At 58.7% G+C, this 19,275-nt stretch carries 19 protein-coding genes; 6 read left to right on the plus strand and 13 right to left on the minus strand.

The annotated features are described in order from the left end of the window. Nucleotides 1–17: 17 nt before the first annotated feature. Nucleotides 18–326, minus strand: coding sequence for a hypothetical protein (locus ACA048_RS09290; RefSeq protein ID WP_223519253.1), 309 nt, complete (start codon nt 324–326; stop codon nt 18–20). Between the two features lie 322 nt (nt 327–648). Here ACA048_RS09290 and yegS point away from each other — a divergent pair, with 322 nt between their 5' ends. Further along, complete coding sequence (gene yegS, locus ACA048_RS09295; protein WP_497628847.1) at nt 649–1,566, plus strand: lipid kinase YegS; 918 nt, start codon at nt 649–651, stop codon at nt 1,564–1,566. Here the strand turns inward: yegS and ACA048_RS09300 are convergent. The 3 genes from ACA048_RS09300 to ACA048_RS09310 form a co-directional block, all read right to left on the minus strand. Next, a complete protein-coding gene (locus ACA048_RS09300) occupies nt 1,550–2,209 on the minus strand; it encodes a response regulator (protein WP_497628848.1) in 660 nt (219 codons plus the stop codon). The two genes, yegS and ACA048_RS09300, sit on opposite strands and share 17 nt — an antisense overlap. After that, nucleotides 2,206–3,099, minus strand: a complete 894-nt coding sequence (locus tag ACA048_RS09305) for a sensor histidine kinase (protein WP_497629832.1) — start codon at nt 3,097–3,099, stop codon at nt 2,206–2,208. Before ACA048_RS09305 ends, ACA048_RS09300 begins: the two co-directional genes overlap by 4 nt. A gap of 413 nt (nt 3,100–3,512) precedes the next feature. Continuing rightward, nucleotides 3,513–3,983, minus strand: coding sequence for a hypothetical protein (locus tag ACA048_RS09310; RefSeq protein ID WP_497628849.1), 471 nt, complete (start codon nt 3,981–3,983; stop codon nt 3,513–3,515). Between the two features lie 464 nt (nt 3,984–4,447). Here ACA048_RS09310 and ACA048_RS09315 point away from each other — a divergent pair, with 464 nt between their 5' ends. Both ACA048_RS09315 and ACA048_RS09320 read left to right on the plus strand, forming a co-directional pair. Continuing rightward, nucleotides 4,448–5,383: a chemotaxis protein CheV gene (locus tag ACA048_RS09315; protein ID WP_497628850.1), complete on the plus strand. Its 936-nt coding sequence runs from the start codon at nt 4,448–4,450 to the stop codon at nt 5,381–5,383. Nucleotides 5,384–5,475: 92 nt separating this feature from the next. Beyond that, nucleotides 5,476–6,282 (plus strand): MOSC domain-containing protein, encoded by an 807-nt coding sequence (locus ACA048_RS09320; RefSeq protein ID WP_497628851.1) that lies wholly within the window; start codon nt 5,476–5,478, stop codon nt 6,280–6,282. A 68-nt stretch (nt 6,283–6,350) separates the two neighbouring features. Here ACA048_RS09320 and ppnP read toward each other — a convergent pair whose 3' ends face one another. From ppnP to ACA048_RS09360, 8 genes are all read right to left on the minus strand, one after another. Further along, nucleotides 6,351–6,635, minus strand: coding sequence for a pyrimidine/purine nucleoside phosphorylase (gene ppnP / locus ACA048_RS09325; RefSeq protein ID WP_007943304.1), 285 nt, complete (start codon nt 6,633–6,635; stop codon nt 6,351–6,353). A gap of 68 nt (nt 6,636–6,703) precedes the next feature. Continuing rightward, nucleotides 6,704–7,246 carry a 3'-5' exonuclease gene (locus ACA048_RS09330; protein ID WP_497628852.1) on the minus strand — a complete coding sequence of 181 codons (543 nt, stop codon included), beginning with the start codon at nt 7,244–7,246 and terminating at the stop codon, nt 6,704–6,706. A gap of 71 nt (nt 7,247–7,317) precedes the next feature. Continuing rightward, nucleotides 7,318–9,279 carry an acetyl/propionyl/methylcrotonyl-CoA carboxylase subunit alpha gene (locus ACA048_RS09335; RefSeq protein ID WP_497628853.1) on the minus strand — a complete coding sequence of 654 codons (1,962 nt, stop codon included), beginning with the start codon at nt 9,277–9,279 and terminating at the stop codon, nt 7,318–7,320. 121 nt (nt 9,280–9,400) lie between these two features. After that, on the minus strand, nt 9,401–10,198 hold the full coding sequence (locus ACA048_RS09340; RefSeq protein ID WP_497628854.1) for an enoyl-CoA hydratase/isomerase family protein: 798 nt from the start codon (nt 10,196–10,198) through the stop codon (nt 9,401–9,403). Continuing rightward, on the minus strand, nt 10,195–11,352 hold the full coding sequence (gene atuD / locus ACA048_RS09345; RefSeq protein ID WP_497628855.1) for a citronellyl-CoA dehydrogenase: 1,158 nt from the start codon (nt 11,350–11,352) through the stop codon (nt 10,195–10,197). Before atuD ends, ACA048_RS09340 begins: the two co-directional genes overlap by 4 nt. A 66-nt stretch (nt 11,353–11,418) precedes the next feature. Beyond that, nucleotides 11,419–13,035 (minus strand): geranyl-CoA carboxylase subunit beta, encoded by a 1,617-nt coding sequence (gene atuC, locus ACA048_RS09350; protein ID WP_497628856.1) that lies wholly within the window; start codon nt 13,033–13,035, stop codon nt 11,419–11,421. Nucleotides 13,036–13,038: 3 nt separating this feature from the next. Beyond that, nucleotides 13,039–13,923, minus strand: coding sequence for an SDR family oxidoreductase (locus ACA048_RS09355; protein ID WP_497628857.1), 885 nt, complete (start codon nt 13,921–13,923; stop codon nt 13,039–13,041). Nucleotides 13,924–13,935: 12 nt separating this feature from the next. Further along, nucleotides 13,936–15,726 (minus strand): acyclic terpene utilization AtuA family protein, encoded by a 1,791-nt coding sequence (locus tag ACA048_RS09360; protein WP_497629833.1) that lies wholly within the window; start codon nt 15,724–15,726, stop codon nt 13,936–13,938. A 190-nt stretch (nt 15,727–15,916) separates the two neighbouring features. On the opposite strand from ACA048_RS09360, the gene ACA048_RS09365 reads away from it, so the two are divergent. From ACA048_RS09365 to ACA048_RS09375, 3 genes are all read left to right on the plus strand, one after another. After that, nucleotides 15,917–16,543, plus strand: a complete 627-nt coding sequence (locus tag ACA048_RS09365) for a TetR/AcrR family transcriptional regulator (RefSeq protein WP_223519277.1) — start codon at nt 15,917–15,919, stop codon at nt 16,541–16,543. A gap of 92 nt (nt 16,544–16,635) precedes the next feature. Then, complete coding sequence (locus tag ACA048_RS09370; RefSeq protein ID WP_497628858.1) at nt 16,636–17,460, plus strand: substrate-binding periplasmic protein; 825 nt, start codon at nt 16,636–16,638, stop codon at nt 17,458–17,460. A 75-nt stretch (nt 17,461–17,535) separates the two neighbouring features. Next, on the plus strand, nt 17,536–18,543 hold the full coding sequence (locus ACA048_RS09375; protein ID WP_497628859.1) for a GNAT family N-acetyltransferase: 1,008 nt from the start codon (nt 17,536–17,538) through the stop codon (nt 18,541–18,543). Between the two features lie 83 nt (nt 18,544–18,626). Here the strand turns inward: ACA048_RS09375 and ACA048_RS09380 are convergent, their stop codons facing one another. After that, a complete protein-coding gene (locus ACA048_RS09380) occupies nt 18,627–19,175 on the minus strand; it encodes an RNA polymerase factor sigma-70 (protein ID WP_223519282.1) in 549 nt (182 codons plus the stop codon). Nucleotides 19,176–19,275 lie beyond the last annotated feature (100 nt).

The following is a 19,275-nucleotide window of genomic DNA, read 5'->3' on the forward strand; positions in this document are numbered from 1 at the left end:
TGCGTGCATGACTAACGCTAACGAAGCAGAAGTGTCACGACCTGGTCGAAGCGGCTATTGGCAACCCAGCCCAACAGCCCGAGGACTACCGCGGTTCCGCCCGCCGAGTAGGCCAGTCTGTGCTTGATGGATTTGACGTCATTGCGCACTTCATCCATGTCTCTTCGGATGTATTTCAGATGGGTCTCCAGTTCAATGACGCGAGGTTCCATATCAACTCCTGAAGCGGGCTTTGCGTTGTTGTTGAATTCAGCCTGATGATTGGCGCGACTTTCTGCGAACGGCGTTACCGGGCTGAGCGGCAACTTGATGTCATGAGTTTGCATGGAGAAAACCGCTCCTTGCGTCAATGCCGTTTGGGTAGCCGAAACTCGTATTGCGTGCGTTTTTTGTAGCCCTTGAACGGGGTTTACTCATTGCTTGCACATCCCTGTGTCTTTGCTGTTGATGACAGATAACCGCTGACATCAAGGTGTACCAATCGCCCCGGTTGGTCAATTGAGCCGATTCCTCACATATCGTAAGAAAACTTCCCACCCTGTAGGACCGCAAACCTGCACGCCTCGAAAAATCTCAACGCCTTGCGACCTTTATAGGGGGCAGTGAGGTCAACATCTCCTGAATGAATTCCAATCAGGAGCTACGACAATGAGTGAGCGCAAGGCGCTGTTGATTCTGCATGGCAAGCAGGCACTAAACGAGGAGGTCCGCGCGGCCGTCGAAGGTAAGCGCAAGCAGGGTTGGGAGCTGGCAGTCCGACTGACTTGGGAGGCGGGGGACGCGCAGCGGTGGGTGGAAGAAGCGTTGAGCGCAGGCTATACGCAACTGATTGCCGGTGGCGGTGATGGCACATTGCGCGATATTGCCGAGGCCATGGCCGCGCACCCGAATCAGGCGAGCCTGGTCTTGATGCCATTGGGCACTGCCAACGATTTTGCTCGCGCAGCGGGTGTGCCTCTAACACCGGCTCTGGCCCTGGACCTTCTGGAGGCTGCGCCGCACGCTATCGATCTGGGGGACGTTGGAGGGCAGGTCTTTCTGAATATGGCCACTGGTGGTTTCGGCAGTCAGGTCACAGCCAATACGTCGGAAGACTTGAAAAAAATCCTTGGTGGTGCCGCGTATCTGTTTACTGGTCTGTCACGTTTCAGCGAGTTGCACGCGGCATTTGGCGAGTTGCAGGGGCCGGACTTTTATTGGCGCGGCGAGCTATTGGCACTTGGTATTGGCAATGGTCGGCAGGCGGGAGGTGGGCATGTGTTATGCCCGGAGGCGCTGATTGACGATGGTCTGCTGGACATCAGTATTTTACCGGCCCCTCAGGAAGTGGTCGGAACCTTGAAAACCCTGCTTGCCGATGGTTTTGGCATCGACAACATGTTTGTGCGCGCCCGTTTGCCATGGGTCGAGATCAAGGTCTCGGAAGGTCTGCACATCAACCTTGACGGCGAGCCTCTGGAGGGCGATAGCCTGCGTTTTTCTGCGCGTGCCGCGGCATTGCGTGTGCATTTGCCGGAGAACTCACCGCTGTTGAGTGCCTCGCTGTCAGTTAATCGTCCAGACTGATGATTTGTTCGCGTACGGCAAACAGGACCAGACCGGCCACGTCGTAGATCTGCAGGCGTTTCATGATCTGCGAACGGTGGGTTTCAACAGTCTTGATGCTGAGGCCCAGGCCATTGGCGATTTCCCGGGTAGATTTTCCACGAACAATCAGTCGCAGGATTTCCAGTTGCCGTGCCGTCAGGTTATGTGAGTCGGGCGTTTCCGGCTGCTGTTTCTGGTTGCGGATCAATGCCTGATTGATGACCGTGTGGGCGATGGCAGGGCTCAAGTAGCGTTCGTTATTGCGCAAGGCATCCAGGGCATGTTCCAGCTCGGTGGCCGTGGTGTCCTTGAGCAAATAACCATGGGCGCCGGACTCAAGCGCTTGCATGATGAGTGCGGAGTCGGTGTGCATCGACAAGATCAGCACCTTGCTTTGCGGGCGCACCCGCTTGAGTCGCTGCATGGCTTCAAGGCCGCCGGTCACCTTCATGGAGATATCCAGCAAAATAATGTCAGGCGAAAGCTTCTCGACCATCTCGAGTAACTGCGAGCCGTCATCGGCCTCGCCAATGACCGCGTAGCCGGGAATATCCAGCACCAAAGCGCGCACGCCTGCCCTGATCAGTGAGTGGTCATCCACCAGAAGTAAGTTACAAGTCAATGTAAAACCTTATTCGTACTGGCCCGCTCAAGCGCACGGGGCGCCCAGGGGAAGAGTGCTTCGATTTGAGTGCCTTTGCCCGGCTTGCTGGTCACGGCCAAGGTCCCGCCCAACTGATCGATCCGTTCCCGCATCCCGGCCATCCCCCGCTGTCCTTCTCGACCGGGGTCAGCCGCGGGTGCGAAACCCAGGCCGTCGTCGCTGATCGACAGTGCCAGGCCTTGTGGCGTACGTTGCAGGCGGACCAGCAGATTTTTCGCTTCGGCGTGACGCAGAATGTTGGTCACTGCTTCCTGGGTAATGCGAAACGCTGCCACCGCCATTTCCTCTGGTATGCCGGTCAAGCGTTGATGGCATTCCAGGCTCCAGTGCATTGATGTATTGGCCAGGGTCTTGAGCAGATGCGCACGCAGACTGGCTTCCAGTCCGAGGCTCGCCAGTTGCCTGGGATTAAGGATGGCCGAGACGTCACGAACCTTGGTCAGGGTTTCTTCCAGTGTGTCGCAGAGCACTGAGCACTGGCCTTGCATTTCTTCAGGCATCCGCCGTTTGAGCCATTCACTTTGAAGTTTTGCGGCCGTCAGCAACTGGCCAATATCGTCGTGCAATTCTCTACTGAGCCGATGGCGTTCATTTTCTTGAACTTCCAACAGTCGGTCCGCCAGTTCCTGCGGCTCAAATTTGATCGACGTGCTCGAGAGACGAAGTTGCACCCAGACGCAGGCCAACGCCGCGATATTGAACACCAGCACGCTCAGCGGAAGGGGAGCGGACAGACAGAAGACCAGTAGGCTGCCAAGGGTCGAACAGGTGCACAGTAACAACGTGAAACGTCGCGCGTTTTTCTGGGAAGGTGGCCAAAGGATGACTGACTTGAGGCTGGCGTACATAGCGGATGGAGCCAAAGAATGTTCGCTGCGGGCAGACCGGCCATAGGGCTGACGGGTCTCTGTCTGAAAATCTATAGTGACACGTCTTGAGCAGAGTACGGTGCAGTGGTGAAACTACGGCCTTTGTCTGTCTGCTCTCATCCGATCTCACTTGGCCAATAATTGGCGTCAACTAATGGGCGGCATAATACCACTTAAGATACCGTTGGTCGCGTTTGGTATATATGACCATAAAGTCAGGAAATAAAGCGGTTGGACACTAGGTCCACAATGGAAAAGCATTACGCAAGGGCAATGATTAGTATCGAACTGTCGTTGAGAGGTATGAGGTATTCAATTGCGACATGAGCGCGCTCAGTTATAGAGCGCCGTCATGGCAATAAGACTTCGCACGGCGTAGTTGTCTAACTTGTTTAAGCCTGTCGTTCCGGATAGGAAACGAGCGTAAACGGTTTGGAATTAACCGGTAACTGAAATGGACTGAGTCCGACCTGGAACGCAAAGGCTTCGATCAAGGAAGTCTGCTCAGTGTCATCCAGGCTGAGTTGACCGGTGGTTTGATCGATGAGTTCAAGTTGCCAGGCCATCAGCGTGAAGCATTCTTTCAGCGCCCCCAGTGCTTGATCGTGCAGGTCGATCTGGTTGTGGGTGTGGTTCAGCAAACCATGAATATGTAGAGAAAACTCGGACACGGCTTCCAGCGCCAGGGCATCGGCCCGGCTCGCCAATTTGAGCAGACTGCTGAGCATGCAATCGATTGCGTCTTTGTCATTGCTGATCAATTGCAGGTGGCTCAGGCACTCCTCCGATTTGGCTAGAAGGGTTTCTGCCTCGACAAGAAACTCCGGTAAACGCTGAGCCCACTGCTTGGGTTTGTTTGGCATGCTTACCTCCACAACGTCATGTCAAATGAGGGGATATCACGTATGTCGACGAGGACGTTCAACGTCCCGACGCTGTCATGCCGGCGTGAGATCGCGCTCCAGCAGGACTGAGCCCAGGCTGGGGAGCTTGAGAGGGTGGAAGACCACTTTCCTGCGATCGCACACAAAAGCCTGACTCCGTTCATGCAATGAGAATGGCGTCACATTAATGGCTATTGGATATTGCGAATATCAGGTTGGGCCTGATTGTTACTAGGGGAATCCCTTACACAGGGGAACTTGATGTGCGAACCGTGGTCGCGCCGCGGGGAGTGAAGCAGATGAATCGCGGATTGCAGTAAACCATGATGTTAATGTGACATCAATGCTCGGTCGTAGCATTTTGTCACAGGGTCAAGATCTGGCAATAACAGCCGATAACTCCCTTTAGTGAATTCATCAGAACAAGCCCAGGAGTCATTAAAATGGCCGGCATTCTCGATACGGTAGACCAACGCACGCAACTGGTGGGTGAGAATCGCCTGGAAATTCTCATGTTTCGCCTGGCCGGCCGGCAATTGTTTGCGATCAACGTCTTTAAAGTGCAGGAAGTGCTGCAACTGCCCAAGCTGACGCTGATGCCCCAGCGCCATCCGTTCGTCTGTGGCGTGGTTAACCTGCGTGGCCAGACGTTGCCTGTGATTGACCTGTCCCAGGCCATCGGCATGCGCCCGCTGGTGCCGAGTCCGACCAGCACAATCATCGTCACTGAGTACAACCGTTCGGTGCAGGCGTTTCTGGTCGGGGGTGTGGACCGCATCGTCAACATGAACTGGGAAGCCATTTTGCCGCCGCCGACCAGCGCCGGTCGCCAGCATTACCTCACGGCGATCAGCAAGGTCGATGACCAGTTGGTGGAAATCATCGACGTCGAGAAAGTCCTGGCCGAAATCGTGCCGTACAGCGCCAAGGTCTCCCGCGAAAAACTCGACGACCCCATACTGGAACGCGCCCGGGGCCGGGAAGTGTTGCTGGTCGACGACTCCAATGTTGCCTTGTCGCAATTGCGTGACACCCTGGGTCAACTGGGCGTGAAAATGCACATTGCCAGCGACGGCCTGAAGGCGCTGAACATGCTCAAGGCTTGGGCGGATACGGGCGTGTCCATGACCGACAAACTGCTGATGGTGTTCACCGACGCAGAAATGCCGGAAATGGACGGCTATCGACTGACCACCGAAATTCGTAATGACCCGCGTCTGCGTGGCCTTTACGTGGTCCTGCACACCTCGCTGTCGGGCAGCTTCAACGACTCGATGGTGAAGAAAGTCGGCTGCGACAACTTCCTCTCCAAATTCCAGCCGGACAAACTCGTCGACGTGGTGCGCCAGCGCCTGATGCTCGACTTAGTGCCAGCCTGATCACGGGGCGGCAGGCTGGCAGGCATGTCAGCCTTTGATTCGGTGAGCAAGCTCGTATAGGGTGGCCTTTTTTGTCTACCAGGGAGCTGGCCATGCTGCGTCTGAGCGCGCTTTATCGTTATCCGTTGAAATCCGGCAAGGGCGAGCCTTTGCAGCACGTCGGGCTCGACAAGCTGGGGCTGGACGGTGATCGTCGCTGGATGCTGGTGGACGAGGCCAGCGGGCGCTTTCTGACCCAGCGCGCGGTGGCGTCAATGAGCCAGCTGTCGGCATTGTGGAATGCCAATGACGGCTTGACCCTCAGTGCCCCGGGCCGCTCGCCGATCGACATCGACTTGCCCTCAAGCAACGCTGAATTACGTGGCGTGACCATCTGGCGTGACACCTTGCGGGTACCGGATGCCGGTGACGAGGCAGGGGCCTGGGTCAGCGCCTTCATTGGCAAACCGACTCGCCTGGTGCAGGTTCCCCTTGATCGTGCGCGCACCACAGAGTCCGGTTTCGGCAAGGACGATGATCAGGTGGCGTTCGCCGATGGCTTTCCGTTATTGCTGATCGGTCAGGCGTCCCTGGAGGACTTGTCGCAAAAGGTCGGACGTTCATTGGACATGCTGCGCTTTCGACCGAACCTGGTGATTGAGGGCAGCGAAGCCTACGCCGAAGATGGCTGGAAGCGTATCCGCATCGGCGATGTCGAGTTTCGAGTGGTCAAGTCCTGTTCACGTTGCATTCTGACCACCATCGACCCGCAAACCGGTTTGCGCAGTGATGATCGCGAACCGCTGGCCACGTTGCAGAAATACCGTTGCGAGGCCGACGGCGCGATGTTCGGCCAGAACCTGGTCAACGACAGCAACGGTCGTCTTGAAGTCGGGATGCCGGTGACGATTCTCGAATAAAAGCCCCAGAATGAAAAATGCCCGTGTCCAGCGACACGGGCATTTTTTTTTGCTGTGAACCCTCGGGTTTAGCCGCGGTATTCACACAGGTAAGCGGTGTCGACGGCCACTTTCAGCTGAAACTTGCTGTTGGCAGGCACGTTGAACTGGCTACCGGCAGCGAAAGTTTCCCAGCCGTTGCTGTCAGGCAGTTTGACGGTCAGGGCGCCGCTGACCACGTGCATGATTTCACGCTGGCTGGTGCCGAATTCGTATTCGCCCGGAGCCATGACGCCGATGGTCGCAGGACCTTCAGCGGTGCCAAAGGCGATCGACTTGACGGTGCCGTCGAAGTACTCGTTGACTTTAAACATGGGCGATTCCTCGAAAAGGGCTAAAAAGGCCGGCCAGTATGCACAAGGCCTTGTGCGCCGTCACCTCTCTAGACGGGGAGAGTCAGTGGCAACAAGCGCGCGGTATTTCGCGCATCTTCCAGCGCCCGGTGTTGCTGGCCGGTGAACTGCATGCCCGCCAGTTGCAAGGCGCCATTGAGCCCCAGCGGACGTTCCAGCCGTCTGGCCTTGGCAAAGCGCTGCTTGAGGTTCATGTGCGGCACCCTGCTCAAGGCGCTGTCGAGTTGCAGGCGCTCCCATTCCTGAACCAACTGTTTGCGGTCGTAGTCCCCCCAACTCGCCCAACCTTCCAGTCGTGAATGATGGTGGCCCAGCCAACGCTCGAATGACGGCCAAACCTCGGTCAAAGGTTGTGCGGTATCGATATTGCCTTGGGTGATGTGAGTCAGCTCCCGGCAAAACGGTGTCAGCAAGGGCCGACGCAACGGCCGCACGAAACGCTGGAAGTGGTCCAGTTCGCGACCTTTGCGGTCCACCAGGGTGGCACCGATTTCGATGATTTCCATTTCTGTTACTGGCCAGCCACCCTCATCGGTGGTGGCTTCCAGATCTATCACCAGCCAGTGAGGCATTGCAGGGTTCCTGGTATCCGCGTCCTGATAGGGCATGAGCGTAGCCAAACCCGAGGGATCCGCCTAGCGGCTTATTCGACCTCCAACAAAATCTGGCGATTTTTTACCTGATCGCCGACCCGCACCTGCAAACGTTTAAGCACCCCGTCGATGCCCGATTTGAGCGGGTGCTCCATTTTCATGGCTTCGAGCACCACCAACAGTTGGCCTTTGCTGACCGGGCTGCCCTCGGTGACAAGCACGTCGACGATGGCGCCGTCCATGGGCGCCTTGAGTGTACCGGTACTCATGCTGGCTTGACTGCTGACCAGCGCCTGAGTCCGGTCCACCAGTTTCAAACTGCCGGGGCCGGCGAACAACCAGAGGTGCCCGGCCTCGAGGCGATAGGCATGACGTTGGTGGATGCCGTCGATCTCCAGCGTTGCCCAGCGCCCGTCACAGCGGATGATCTTCAATTCCAGAAATTGCTCGGTCACTCGAATCCGAAATGACCCGTCAGGCGTAGCGTTCAGTTCCACCGGCCAATCCTGATCATTCAAACCGATGCGATAGTGCAAGGGCACGCTGGCATTGTTGCGCCACCCGGCCAGTGGTGCCGGGTGAGTCTGTGCCGACACTTGATAGAACAGCGCCGCAGCGATGGCCAGTTCGGCGGCACTCGGGACATGGGCCTGCAAGCACGGATCGTCAGCGAAGCAGGTCGGGATGAACCCGGTGCTGAACTCGCCACTGATGAACTGCGGATGTTGCAGCAGACTGGCGAGCAAGCGCTGATTGCTCTGCACGCCCAGCAGCACGCTGTCCTGCACCGCCCGCAGCAACTTGCGCCGGGCTTCTTCGCGGCTCGCACCGTGGGCAATGATCTTGCCCAGCATCGGGTCATAGAACGGGCTGATGTCCTGGCCTTCAATCAGCCCGTGATCGATTCGTACGCCGCCCGGCAACGCGGGTTCCCAGGCCGTGACTTGACCGGTCTGGGGTAGAAAGTCGTGAGTCGGGTCCTCGGCATACAGGCGCACTTCCATGGCATGGCCGTTGAGCTGTACTTGCTCCTGTCGTAATGGCAGCGGTTGTCCTTCGGCGACGAGTAATTGCCAGGCCACCAGGTCCAGCCCGGTGATCAGTTCGGTCACCGGGTGTTCCACTTGCAGCCGGGTGTTCATCTCCAGAAAGTAGAACTGTCCGCGCGCGTCCAGCAGAAACTCCACCGTGCCCGCGCCGACGTAATTCACTGCCCGACCTGCCTTGAGCGCGGCCTCGCCCATGGCTTGACGCAACTCGTGGGTCATCACCGGGCAGGGGGCTTCTTCGATGACTTTTTGATGGCGCCGCTGGATCGAACAGTCGCGTTCGCCGAGGTAGATGAGGTTGCCGTGCTGATCGCCAAACAGCTGAATTTCGACATGGCGTGGGTCGATCAAAGCGTGTTCGAGGATCAGTTCATCGCTACCAAAACCATGCTGCGCTTCGGAACGTGCGGTACGCAGTTGTTCAAGCAACCCGCTGGCGTCCCGCACCAGGCGCATGCCACGTCCGCCCCCGCCAGCGCTGGCCTTGATCATCAGTGGGTAACCGATGCGTTCAGCTTCGCGGCTCAGGGTTGCATCGTCCTGTTCGGCGCCTTGATAACCTTTAACGCAGGGCACGCCGGCGTCGATCATGGCGATTTTCGACAGGCGTTTGCTGCCCATCAGTTCAATGGCTTCGGGGCTGGGGCCGATAAAGGTGATGCCCGCATCACGGCAGGCAAGGGCAAAGCGGGCGTTTTCCGAGAGGAAGCCGTAGCCGGGGTGGATCGCATCAGCGCCGGTGCGCCGGGCGGCGTCGATGATCGCCGGGATGTTCAGATAAGACTGCTGCACCGGGGCCGGGCCGATGTTGACGGCTTCGTCGGCCATTTGCACGTGCAGAGCATCGGCGTCGGCATCGCTGAAAATGGCGACGGTGCGATAACCTAGCGCCTGGGCGGTGCGCTGGATGCGACAAGCGATTTCACCGCGGTTGGCGATCAGGATTTTTCTGAGTCCGGGCATGGGGTCTTCCCTTGAGATTTGCGGTGAATGTGATGGCCTCTTTGCGGGCAAGCCCGCTCCCAGAGGGGATCTTTAGCGAACACAGAACCAATGTGTGCAAGCGAGCCTGCTCGCGAAGCTTTTAAAGGGCCCACCCCGGTTTACGCTTCTGTACAAAAGCCATGGTCCCTTCGACACCTTCAGCCCCAGTCACCGCTTCGCTGAACCACTGCGCCGCGTCATCCAGCAACGCATCCGACGGCTGCCCGGCACTCGCCAGCAGCAGTTTTTTGGTCGTCGCATTAGCACCCGGTGCGCAACACAGCACATGGGCGAGGATTTCATCGAGGCGCTCGGCCAGCGCTTGCGCGTCATGCTCGACAAAATGTACCAAGCCCATGCGTCGCGCCTGTGTGCCGTCGAAACGCGCGGCGGTCAGCGCCAGTCGCCGGGCTTGGGTCAGGCCAATGCGCTGGACCACAAACGGCGCGATTTGCGCGGGCAGCAATCCGAGGCTGGTTTCTGGCAAACCGAACTGCGCCAAGTGATCGGCCAAGGCGACGTCGCTGACACAGGCCAGACCCAGACCGCCGCCCAACACCGCGCCTTGCAACACCGTGATTACGACTTGTGGCGCGTGTTGCACCTCTTGCAGCAGCGCGCCGAATGCCCGATTCAACTCGCGATAAGCGTTCGGGCCTTGAGCGCGTGCGCTGGCCATGTCCTTGATGTCGCCGCCGGCACAGAAATGCCCGCCGGCACCGCCGATCACCAATGCCCGAACCGTTCGATCATCGCGCACCGCCGCGAAAACCGCGCGCAGTTCGGCGACCATTTGCAGGCTCATGGCATTGCGACTTTCCGGTCGATTGAGGGTGATGTGCAGCACGCCGTTATGCGACTCCAGCAGCAACGTCGGGCAATCAGGCAGGGTACTCATTTCTTTTTCCCCGGCAGGATGCCCATGAGTTTGCAGATGATCCCCAGCATGATTTCGTCGGCGCCACCGCCAATCGACACCAGCCGCACGTCGCGGTAAGCGCGGGCGACCGGGTTGTCCCACATGAAACCCATGCCGCCCCAATATTGCAGGCAGCTGTCGCTGACTTCGCGGCCCAAGCGTCCGGCCTTGAGTTTGGCCATGGAGGCCAGGCGGGTGACGTCCTGGCCTTTGATGTATTGCTCGGTGGCCTGATAGACCAGCGCCCGCAGGCATTCAATTTCGGTTTGCAGCTCCGCCAGACGGAAGTGGATCACTTGGTTGTCGATCAGCGCATTGCCGAAAGTTTTACGTTCCTTGCAGTACTCGATGGTGCTGTCGACGCAGTACTCCAGGCCCTTGATCATGTTCGCCGCGCCGAACAGGCGTTCCTCCTGGAATTGCAGCATTTGCATCATGAACCCGGCGCCTTCATGGCCGATGCGGTTGCGCTGCGGCACACGCACGTTGTCGAAAAACACCTGCGCGGTTTCCGAGCTGCGCATGCCGAGCTTGTCCAGGTGCGAACTGAGGCTGATGCCTGGCGTGTTCATCGGCACCATGATCAGCGATTTGTTGATGTGCGGTTTGTCGTCTGATGTGTTGGCCAGCAGGCAGATGAAATCGGCGCTGGGCGAGTTGGTGATCCACATCTTGCTGCCATTGATCACGTAGTCGTCGCCGTCCTTGCGGGCGGTGGTTTTCAGCCCGGCGACATCGGAGCCGGCACCGACTTCAGAGACGCCGATGCAGCCGACCTGTTCACCGGTAATGGCCGGGCGCAGAAACTCGTCGCGCAACTCATCGGAGCCGAACCGCGCCAGCGCCGGGGTGCACATGTCAGTCTGCACGCCGATGGACATCGGAATGCCGCCGCAACGGATGGTGCCGAACTCTTCGGCCGCGACGATCGAATAGCTGTAGTCGAGCCCCATGCCGCCGAATTTTTCCGGTTTGGAAATCCCCAATAAACCGAGATCGCCGGCTTTGCGGAAGATGTCATGAATCGGAAAGCGTCCGGCCTTTTCCCATTCTTCGACGTGCGGGTTGATCTCGTGATCGACGAATTGGCGGACGGTGCGACGCAGTGCTTCGTGTTCCTGGGTGAAGATCATTTTTATTGTTCTCCTTGATCGTTCCCACGCTCTGCGTGGGAATGCAGCCTTAGACGCTCTGCGTCGTCAAAATCTCGCGACGCCAAAACTGTTGGTTTGCAGCGGCCGCACGTTGGCCTCGTGACAGATATCCAGCAAGTAGCCGAGCAATGTCCGGGTGTCCCGTGGATCGATCAACCCGTCGTCCCACAAATTGGCACTGCCATAGAGAGCGGTGGACTGACTGTCGAGTTTCTGCGCAGTGACCTGTTCGAGCATGTCGAGTATTTTCGGGTCCGGCACCAGACCGTCCTTGAGCTGTTTGGTTTCGGTGACGATTCGCAGCACCTTGCCAGCCTGGGCGCCGCCCATCACAGCGGTGCGACTGTTGGGCCAGGCGAAGATGAAACGCGGGTCAAGACCGCGACCGCACATGGCGTAGTTGCCGGCGCCATAGGAGCCGCCGACGACAATCGTCAGTTTCGGCACCCGCGCGTTCGCCACCGCTTGAATCAACTTGGCGCCGTGCTTGATCACGCCTTGTTGCTCCGATTCGGTGCCGACCATGAACCCGGTGGTGTTGTGGAAAAACAGCAGCGGCGTCTGGCTCTGGTCGCAGAGCTGGATGAACTGCGCGGCCTTGCTGGCGCCCTTGGGCGTGATCGGGCCGTTGTTGCCGATGAAGCCGCAGGCACGCCCCTGAATTTTCAGTTGGCCGCAAACGGTCTGCTGATCGAACTCGCCTTTGAATTCGAGGAAGTTCGAACCGTCGGCGATGCGGGCAATGATGTCGCGTACGTCATAGGGTTTTTTCGGGTCATCCGGGATCAGGCCCAGCAGCTCGTCGATGGGGTAGAGCGGTTCTTCCCAGCGATGTTCTGGGCGCCAGGGCAACTGATCGTTCCAGGGCAGCAGGCTGACGATCTCGCGCACCTGGCGCACGCCGTCGGCATCGTTCTCGGCCAGGTACTCGGCGGTGCCGGCGGTTTGCGCGTGCATCTCGGCGCCGCCGAGTTCTTCGTCGGTGGCGACTTCACCGGTCGCCGCTTTCAGCAGTGGCGGGCCGGCGAGGAACAGCTTGGCCTTGCCGCGCACGACCACCACGTAATCCGACAGTCCCGGCTGATAAGCGCCGCCCGCGGTGGCCGAGCCATGCACCACCGTAATCTGTGGCAGACCCATGGCCGACATCCGCGCCTGATTGGCAAAGCTGCGCGCGCCTTCGACGAAAATGTCCGCTGCGTAATTCAGGTTGGCGCCGCCGCTTTCGGCGAGGGTGATCACTGGCAGTTTGTTTTCCATGGCGATCTGTTGCAGGCGCAGGGATTTTTTCAATCCGCTGGGAGAAATGGTGCCGCCCTTGATCGCGCTGTTATTTGCTACCACCATAACGCGCACGCCGGACACGTAACCGATCCCGGCGATCAAACCGCCCCCGGCCGCGCTGCCGTCCTTGTCGTCGTGCAGCTTGTAGCCGGCCAGGCTCGCCAGTTCGAGGAACGGCGCGCCGGGGTCGAGCAACAGGTTGAGGCGCTCGCGCGGCAGCAGTTGCCCGCGCTTGTCGAATTTTGGCTTGGCTTCGGCCGCCTTGTTCAACAGGTTTTGTTCGAGCTGGCGAACGTGTTCGATCACGGCCAGCATCGCTGCGCGGTTCTGGGCGAACTGCGCGCTGAACGGGTCCACTTGCGACTGAATCACCGGCATGGCTTATTCCTTGTCCTGGAGCACGTCAGGCCTGAGCACTTCTGGTAAGTACGCACGGTGAAAACCGTTATACGATTCGCTGTTCGTAGCCTTGTGGATCGGCCAGGCGCGTCCACCCAGGCTGGCGGCGCCGTCGATACGCAAAGTGCTACCGCTGACAAACGCCGCTGCCGGGCTGAGCAGGAACACAATCGCCGCGCTGACTTCTGATTCGGTGCCGATGCGTTTGAGCGGAACGTGCTCGCGCAGGGTTGGAATCACCGCTTTGAAGGCGCCTTCGTAAGTGTCCATGCCGCTGGATGCGACCCAGCCTGGCGCCACCGCATTGACCCGCACCCCTGCGTAACCCCATTCGAAGGCGGCGGTCTTGGTCAGGTTATCCATGCCCGAACGCGCAGCGCCCGAATGCCCCATGCCGGGCATGCCACCCCACATGTCCGCGAGCATGTTGACGATGGCGCCACCATGCTTGCTCATGGATTGATTGAACACTTCCCGGGCCATCAGGAAACCGCCCACCAGATTGGTGCGCACCACGGTTTCAAAACCCTTCTGATTGATAGAGGCCAGCTGCGCAGGAAATTGACCGCCGGCGTTGTTGACCAGCCCGTGTATCGGCCCGTGTTTGCGAATCAGCTCGCTGATCAGGTGCTTGACCGCTTCTTCCTCGCGAATATCGCAGACCGCCCAATCGGCTTTGCCACCGTCCTCGGCAATCTCGACAGCGACGCTTTTCAACTTGTCGGCCTTGCGCCCGACCAACAGCACATGCGCGCCGAGCGCCGCCAGTTCATGTGCGGTGCATCGGCCGATGCCACTGCCGCCACCGGTGACAATGATGGTTTGGCCTGCAAACAAATCGGCTTTGAAAATCGAATCGTAAGCCATGGCGACAGTCCTCTAGTTGACTTGGTCGGCGATGCGTTGAGGCACCGGAATCTGGATCTCCAGCAGCTGCTGGGCGAAGGCTTTGCCTTGCGGGTCGATCCGCAGGCTGGCCACGCCACCGCCGCCGAGGGCGTTTTCCAGTAGAAAATTAAGGCTGTGGGTGCCGGGCAGATACCAGCGTCCGACACGTCCGTGAACGGGATCGAGGACGTGGCTCATCCAGTCGACAATGACCTCCGGCGTCAGCGCTTCGGCAATCCACGGCAGGTACTCGGGCTCGCGAGCCATGACGCCGATGTTGCTGTGATTGCCCTTGTCGCCAGAGCGGGCGACCGCGAGTTTGATCAGGGCCACGCTGGCGTCGGCGCGGTCTGTGGGCTGCGCTGGGTCGAACGGGACAGGCAAGTCATCCGGGTCGAGCACATCGACGGCGGGCAGGGCGCAAGGGTGGCGCTGGCCGTTGAATTCAATGTCCAGCGTGCAGGCGGTTTTGTCGATAAGGAAGGAGAACAGCCGGATCAGCGGATACACCGTCGGCCGCCCGCCGACAATCCCGGTCAGCCCCGGCGCCATGCCCGTTGCGGCCTGGGCGATTTCCCGGGAGAACACGATCAAGGCTTGTTTGCTGGGGTGGCGCACGGCGAGTTTGATCACCACTTCGCGGCTGTCCTGACGCTGGCCATGGGGGCCGTACGTGGCCTCGCTGCCCAGCAGTTCAATGTTCACTTCGCTGTACGGAGCCCAGCCGCGCTGGCTGAAGATCTCCGAGGTCTTGTTGATGATCGCTTCGCTGACCCGCCGCGCCTTGTCGACCGCATCGATTCCCGCGATCAGGCAACTGGCGGTGCAGCGAAAACCATCCAGATACGTCGCGCTGATCTTGTACTGATCGGTCGGCGGCAGGCCTTTAGCGCCGTGCACCTGAACCGAGTTTTTGCCCTGTTGCTGAAGTTTGACCTGAGTGAAATCGCAGACCACATCGGGCAGCAAGTAAGCTCGCGGATCGCCGATTTCATACAGCATCTGCTCGCCGACGGTCAGTGGCGTGACCAGGCCGCCGGAGCCTTCAGGTTTGCTGACGATGAACTGGCTGTCGGCGCTGACCTCGACGATGGGGAAACCGATGTGTTCGTAATCGGGCACCTGGCGCCAGTCGGTGAAATTGCCGCCGGTGCATTGAGCGCCGCATTCGATGATATGACCGGCCAGAGCGGCCTGTGCAAGTTTGTCGTAGTCGTGCCAGGACCAGCCGAATTCATGCACCAGCGCCGCGCTGACCACGGCGCTGTCGACCACGCGCCCGGTGATGACGATGTCCGCGCCCAGCCCAAGCGCCTCGACAATGCCGGGTGCGCCGAGGTAGGCGTTGGTCGAAACGCACATGGGCGGCAAGGGTGCGCCGCTGAACATTTCATGGAGGCCAAGGCTGCTCAGCTGTTTAAACTGCGGTTGCAGGTCATCACCCAGCAATACAGCGATTTTCAGCGTCACCCCGGCCTTGTCGCAGGCCGATTGCAGCGCGGCGGCGCAGGCCAATGGGTTGATGCCTCCGGCGTTGCTGATGACGCGGATCTTCTGTTCAGCGAGTTGCCCCAATAACGGGCTGAGGACTTCGATGAAGTCGCTCGCATAGCCGGCCTGTGGGTCTTTCATCCTCGCGCCGGCCATGATCGACATCGTAATCTCGGCCAGATAGTCGAAGACGAGGTAATCCAGACGCCCACCTTCCACCAGTTGCACGGCGGCGGTCGAGGTGTCGCCCCAGAAGGCACTGGCGCAGCCGATGCGAATCGTTTTAGGCACAGTCAACTGCATAGCCACCTCCCACTGAAGTGAATCGAGACTACCAAGCAAGCGCTTGGTTTGTAAATGCCTGAGATATCTTCTGCCCGAGCGCTTGCTAGGTTGTCGTCGCCAGCTTAAATTGCCCGCGCAACCCCGCAGTTTTAGCGGCAAGCGGTGTATTTGATTGATCGACTGTAGGAGAGAACGGGTGGACGAGCAAAAAGCCCTGAGGGTCATGCGCGAATTGGTCGACAACGGCCAATTGACCGACCCGGACAGCGCCCGCGGCAAACTGCTGCAAGTGGCGGCTCACCTGTTCCGCAATAAAGGTTATGAACGCACCACCGTACGCGATTTGGCGGGTGCGGTAGGCATTCAGTCAGGCAGCATTTTTCATCACTTCAAAAGCAAGGACGAAATCTTGCGTGCTGTGATGGAAGAGACCATCCGCTACAACATGGCATTGATGCGTGCAGCGCTCGATGAGGCGAACACTGTGCGCGAACGTGTGCTGGCGCTGATTCGCTGCGAATTGCAGTCGATCATGGGGGGGCGCGGCGAAGCCATGGCGGTGCTGGTCTATGAATGGCGCTCGTTGTCCGAAGACGGGCAGGCGCAGGTGTTGGCATTGCGTGATATTTATGAAGACATTTGGCTGCAGGTGTTGGGTGAAGCCAAAGAGGCGGGTTTTATTCGCGGCGATGTGTTCATTACGCGTCGCTTCCTGACGGGCGCGTTGTCCTGGACCACCACCTGGTTTCGCGCAGGCGGCAGCATGAGCCTCGATCAATTGGCCGATGAAGCCTTGATTCTCGTACTGGAAGAAAAGCAATAGGGTTGTGCCCGCCTAAGGGAACTGGCTAAGTGGCCGAAACCGCCTAGCTTGAATGCATTGATGCGTATTTTTTCAGGGAGTGGGTTGTTTTGATGTCTTCGCCAATCCGGACGGCTTCACGGTTATTGCTGGCATCGATTCTGACGCTATGGGTATTGCCATCCCACGCTGCGCAAACGGTTCGGGTGGGCGCCGCCCATTTTCCGCCCTATGCCATCCGCCCGGAATCCGCTGTCGGCACGGGTCTGCTGCCACAATTGGTCGAGGCTTTGAATCGCCTGCAAAGCGACTATCAGTTTGTCCTGGTGCCCACTTCCATTCCCCGGCGCTTCGGTGATTTGAAGCAGGGCCGGGTCGACATGGCGATTTTTGAGAACCCGAACTGGGGCTGGCAAGATATCCCGCATACCACTGTCGACATGGGCCTGGAAGACGCCGAGATCTTTGTCGCGCAACGCCTGCCGGACCGCCAGCAAAACTACTTTGTCGAGCTTGGCGGCAAGCGGCTGGCCCTGTTCAGCGGCTATCACTACGAATTCGCCAACTTCAATGCCGACTCGAAATTCCTCGCGCAAAACTACAACGCTACACTGACCTATTCCCACGACAGCAACTTGCTGATGGTGCTGCGCGGTCGAGCGGACATTGCCTTGGTGACGCGCTCATACCTGAGTGATTACCTGCTGCGCAATGAGAAAGTCGGCGACCAACTGCTGGTGTCCCAGCGCATCGATCAGGTCTATCACCACTACGCCATCCTCCGTCCTGCTGCGCCCATCAGTGGTGAGGCGTTCGGCAAGTTGCTGCAAGGATTGCGGGATAACGGCCAGATGCTGAGGATTTTCGATCCGTACAAAATTGCCGTGGTGCCGGTGCCGGTGCCGGTAGCTGAAATCGCACCACAAGTCGCGTATTGAGCGGCGTTCCTTAAATTTCCTGCCCCGGCACACGTCACTTCGTTGAACTGTCGACGATTATCGTGAGCCCGACCCATGCCCGATTTGAATGATCTGACTGCCCTGGCCTTGCCATCCGAAGGGACGCTTGTCGCGGATGAATCCGAAAGCCGCCTGCACTTGCATCTGGAAGGGCAGCCATTGATCCAGCTGCGCCTGACCCGTGAGCCCGAGTTGCAGGTGCAGGTAGAAGAACAATTTGGCCACGAACAGGCCATCCAGATGGCCTGTTATTGGCTGTTTGCCCGTGATCCAGCCTGCCAGCGCCAGACCTGGCAACTCGATGAAATTCCCACCCAGGCCCTGCTCAGTGGCTTGCTGATTCCCGGCGAAATCGTCGGCCAGTATGTCTGCTTACGCACACTGTTCTGGCAATTGCCTCAGCCATGGCTTGGCGAGTTGCTTCCTTGCGGTTATCCACAACACAAGGTCATCAGCGATGGAAAACGCCATCCGTTGCGCCGGCTCAAACCGTGCGGTGAAGTCTATCGGCGTTTTGATGCGCGCCTCGGTACCTGGATTTCCCTGCGCACGGTGGACATTGAACAGGACCTGGAGCGTTTCAATCGCTGGCAGAACAACCCGCGCGTAGCGAGTTTCTGGCAGGAGGAGGGCAGTCTCGAACAGCATCGCGACTACCTGAGCAAACTGGCGGCGGACCCCCACACGGTGACCCTGATCTGCTGTTTCGATGATCAACCGTTTGCCTATTTTGAAGCGTATTGGGCCAAGGAGGATCGCATTGCGCCGTTCTATGACGCCGGCGATTATGACCGTGGCATTCACATGCTGGTGGGTGAAGAAAACCACCGTGGTCCACACAAAGTGGCGAGCTGGTTATCGGCGCTGGTGCATTACCTGTTTCTCGACGATCCGCGCACGCAACGGGTGGTGGCCGAACCTCGCGCCGACAACGCCAGGATGATCGGGCACATGCAGGGGCAGGGCTTTTACTGCGAGAAAGAGTTCGACTTTGCGCATAAACGCGCGGCGTTGATGGTGTTGGGGCGGGAGCGGTTTTTTGATCGGTGTCGGTTGGCTTGATGTGTAAGGCTCAAGACCTGCATGGGGCTTGAGTGCCCCATCGCGAGCCTGCTCGCGAATGGGGTCGATGCAAATTCCGGATCTTAACGACGAGCAAAGGTATCCGCCCGACTCCCCGATACCTTGCGACAGTGCACCAGCGCATCGCGAATCATGAAGTTCACCAGGGTCGGCGAAACACCGAGTTCCTTGGCTATGTCCTTTTGCGGCACCCCGTGCAGGCGGTACATCTCGAACGCGTAGCGGGTACGGCTCGGCAGTTCCGTCAGCGCGTCGGCAATATGCTCAAGGGTCGAGAAATTGATGTGCGAGGTTTCGGGTGAGGCACCTTGAATCACCACGTTCAAACCTTCCTCTTCAGGGCCGGAGTACTTTTGCTCCAGCGCCTGCTTGCGGTAGTGGTCGATCGCCAGGTTGCGCACGATCTGGAACAGATAACTGAGCTGTGCCTTGAACGAGGACGTGATCGGCGGCGCGGATTGCAACCGGAAAAACGCATCCTGCACCACGTCTTCTGCGCGTGACCTGCACCCGGTGATGCGGGCTGCAATCTTGACCAGAATCAGTCGATTGTCGACGAACGCTTGAAGTAGCGGTGAATCGCACCTGCTTGTCGATACTGGTTCCATCATGGAAATCACCCTGCTGCAATAAGGTTGGCGGGACGACTCGCAACCTGAGTCGCCCTGCGCGTCGAGCGACAAATTATGTTGAATGATAATGATTGTCAAA

The sequence above is a fragment of the Pseudomonas sp. LBUM1659 genome (assembly GCF_059716045.1).

Coding starts and splice junctions, on each gene's coding strand:
- ACA048_RS09355 (WP_497628857.1), bottom strand. CDS start 13,923: ATGGCTTACGATTCGATTTTCAAAGCCGATTTGTTTGCAGGCCAAACC.
- ACA048_RS09320 (WP_497628851.1), top strand. CDS start 5,476: ATGCTGCGTCTGAGCGCGCTTTATCGTTATCCGTTGAAATCCGGCAAG.
- yegS (WP_497628847.1), top strand. CDS start 649: ATGAGTGAGCGCAAGGCGCTGTTGATTCTGCATGGCAAGCAGGCACTA.
- ACA048_RS09290 (WP_223519253.1), bottom strand. CDS start 326: ATGCAAACTCATGACATCAAGTTGCCGCTCAGCCCGGTAACGCCGTTC.
- ppnP (WP_007943304.1), bottom strand. CDS start 6,635: ATGTTTAAAGTCAACGAGTACTTCGACGGCACCGTCAAGTCGATCGCC.
- ACA048_RS09330 (WP_497628852.1), bottom strand. CDS start 7,246: ATGCCTCACTGGCTGGTGATAGATCTGGAAGCCACCACCGATGAGGGT.
- ACA048_RS09375 (WP_497628859.1), top strand. CDS start 17,536: ATGCCCGATTTGAATGATCTGACTGCCCTGGCCTTGCCATCCGAAGGG.
- ACA048_RS09315 (WP_497628850.1), top strand. CDS start 4,448: ATGGCCGGCATTCTCGATACGGTAGACCAACGCACGCAACTGGTGGGT.
- ACA048_RS09310 (WP_497628849.1), bottom strand. CDS start 3,983: ATGCCAAACAAACCCAAGCAGTGGGCTCAGCGTTTACCGGAGTTTCTT.
- atuD (WP_497628855.1), bottom strand. CDS start 11,352: ATGATCTTCACCCAGGAACACGAAGCACTGCGTCGCACCGTCCGCCAA.
- ACA048_RS09380 (WP_223519282.1), bottom strand. CDS start 19,175: ATGATGGAACCAGTATCGACAAGCAGGTGCGATTCACCGCTACTTCAA.
- ACA048_RS09340 (WP_497628854.1), bottom strand. CDS start 10,198: ATGAGTACCCTGCCTGATTGCCCGACGTTGCTGCTGGAGTCGCATAAC.
- ACA048_RS09370 (WP_497628858.1), top strand. CDS start 16,636: ATGTCTTCGCCAATCCGGACGGCTTCACGGTTATTGCTGGCATCGATT.
- ACA048_RS09305 (WP_497629832.1), bottom strand. CDS start 3,099: ATGTACGCCAGCCTCAAGTCAGTCATCCTTTGGCCACCTTCCCAGAAA.
- atuC (WP_497628856.1), bottom strand. CDS start 13,035: ATGCCGGTGATTCAGTCGCAAGTGGACCCGTTCAGCGCGCAGTTCGCC.
- ACA048_RS09335 (WP_497628853.1), bottom strand. CDS start 9,279: ATGCCCGGACTCAGAAAAATCCTGATCGCCAACCGCGGTGAAATCGCT.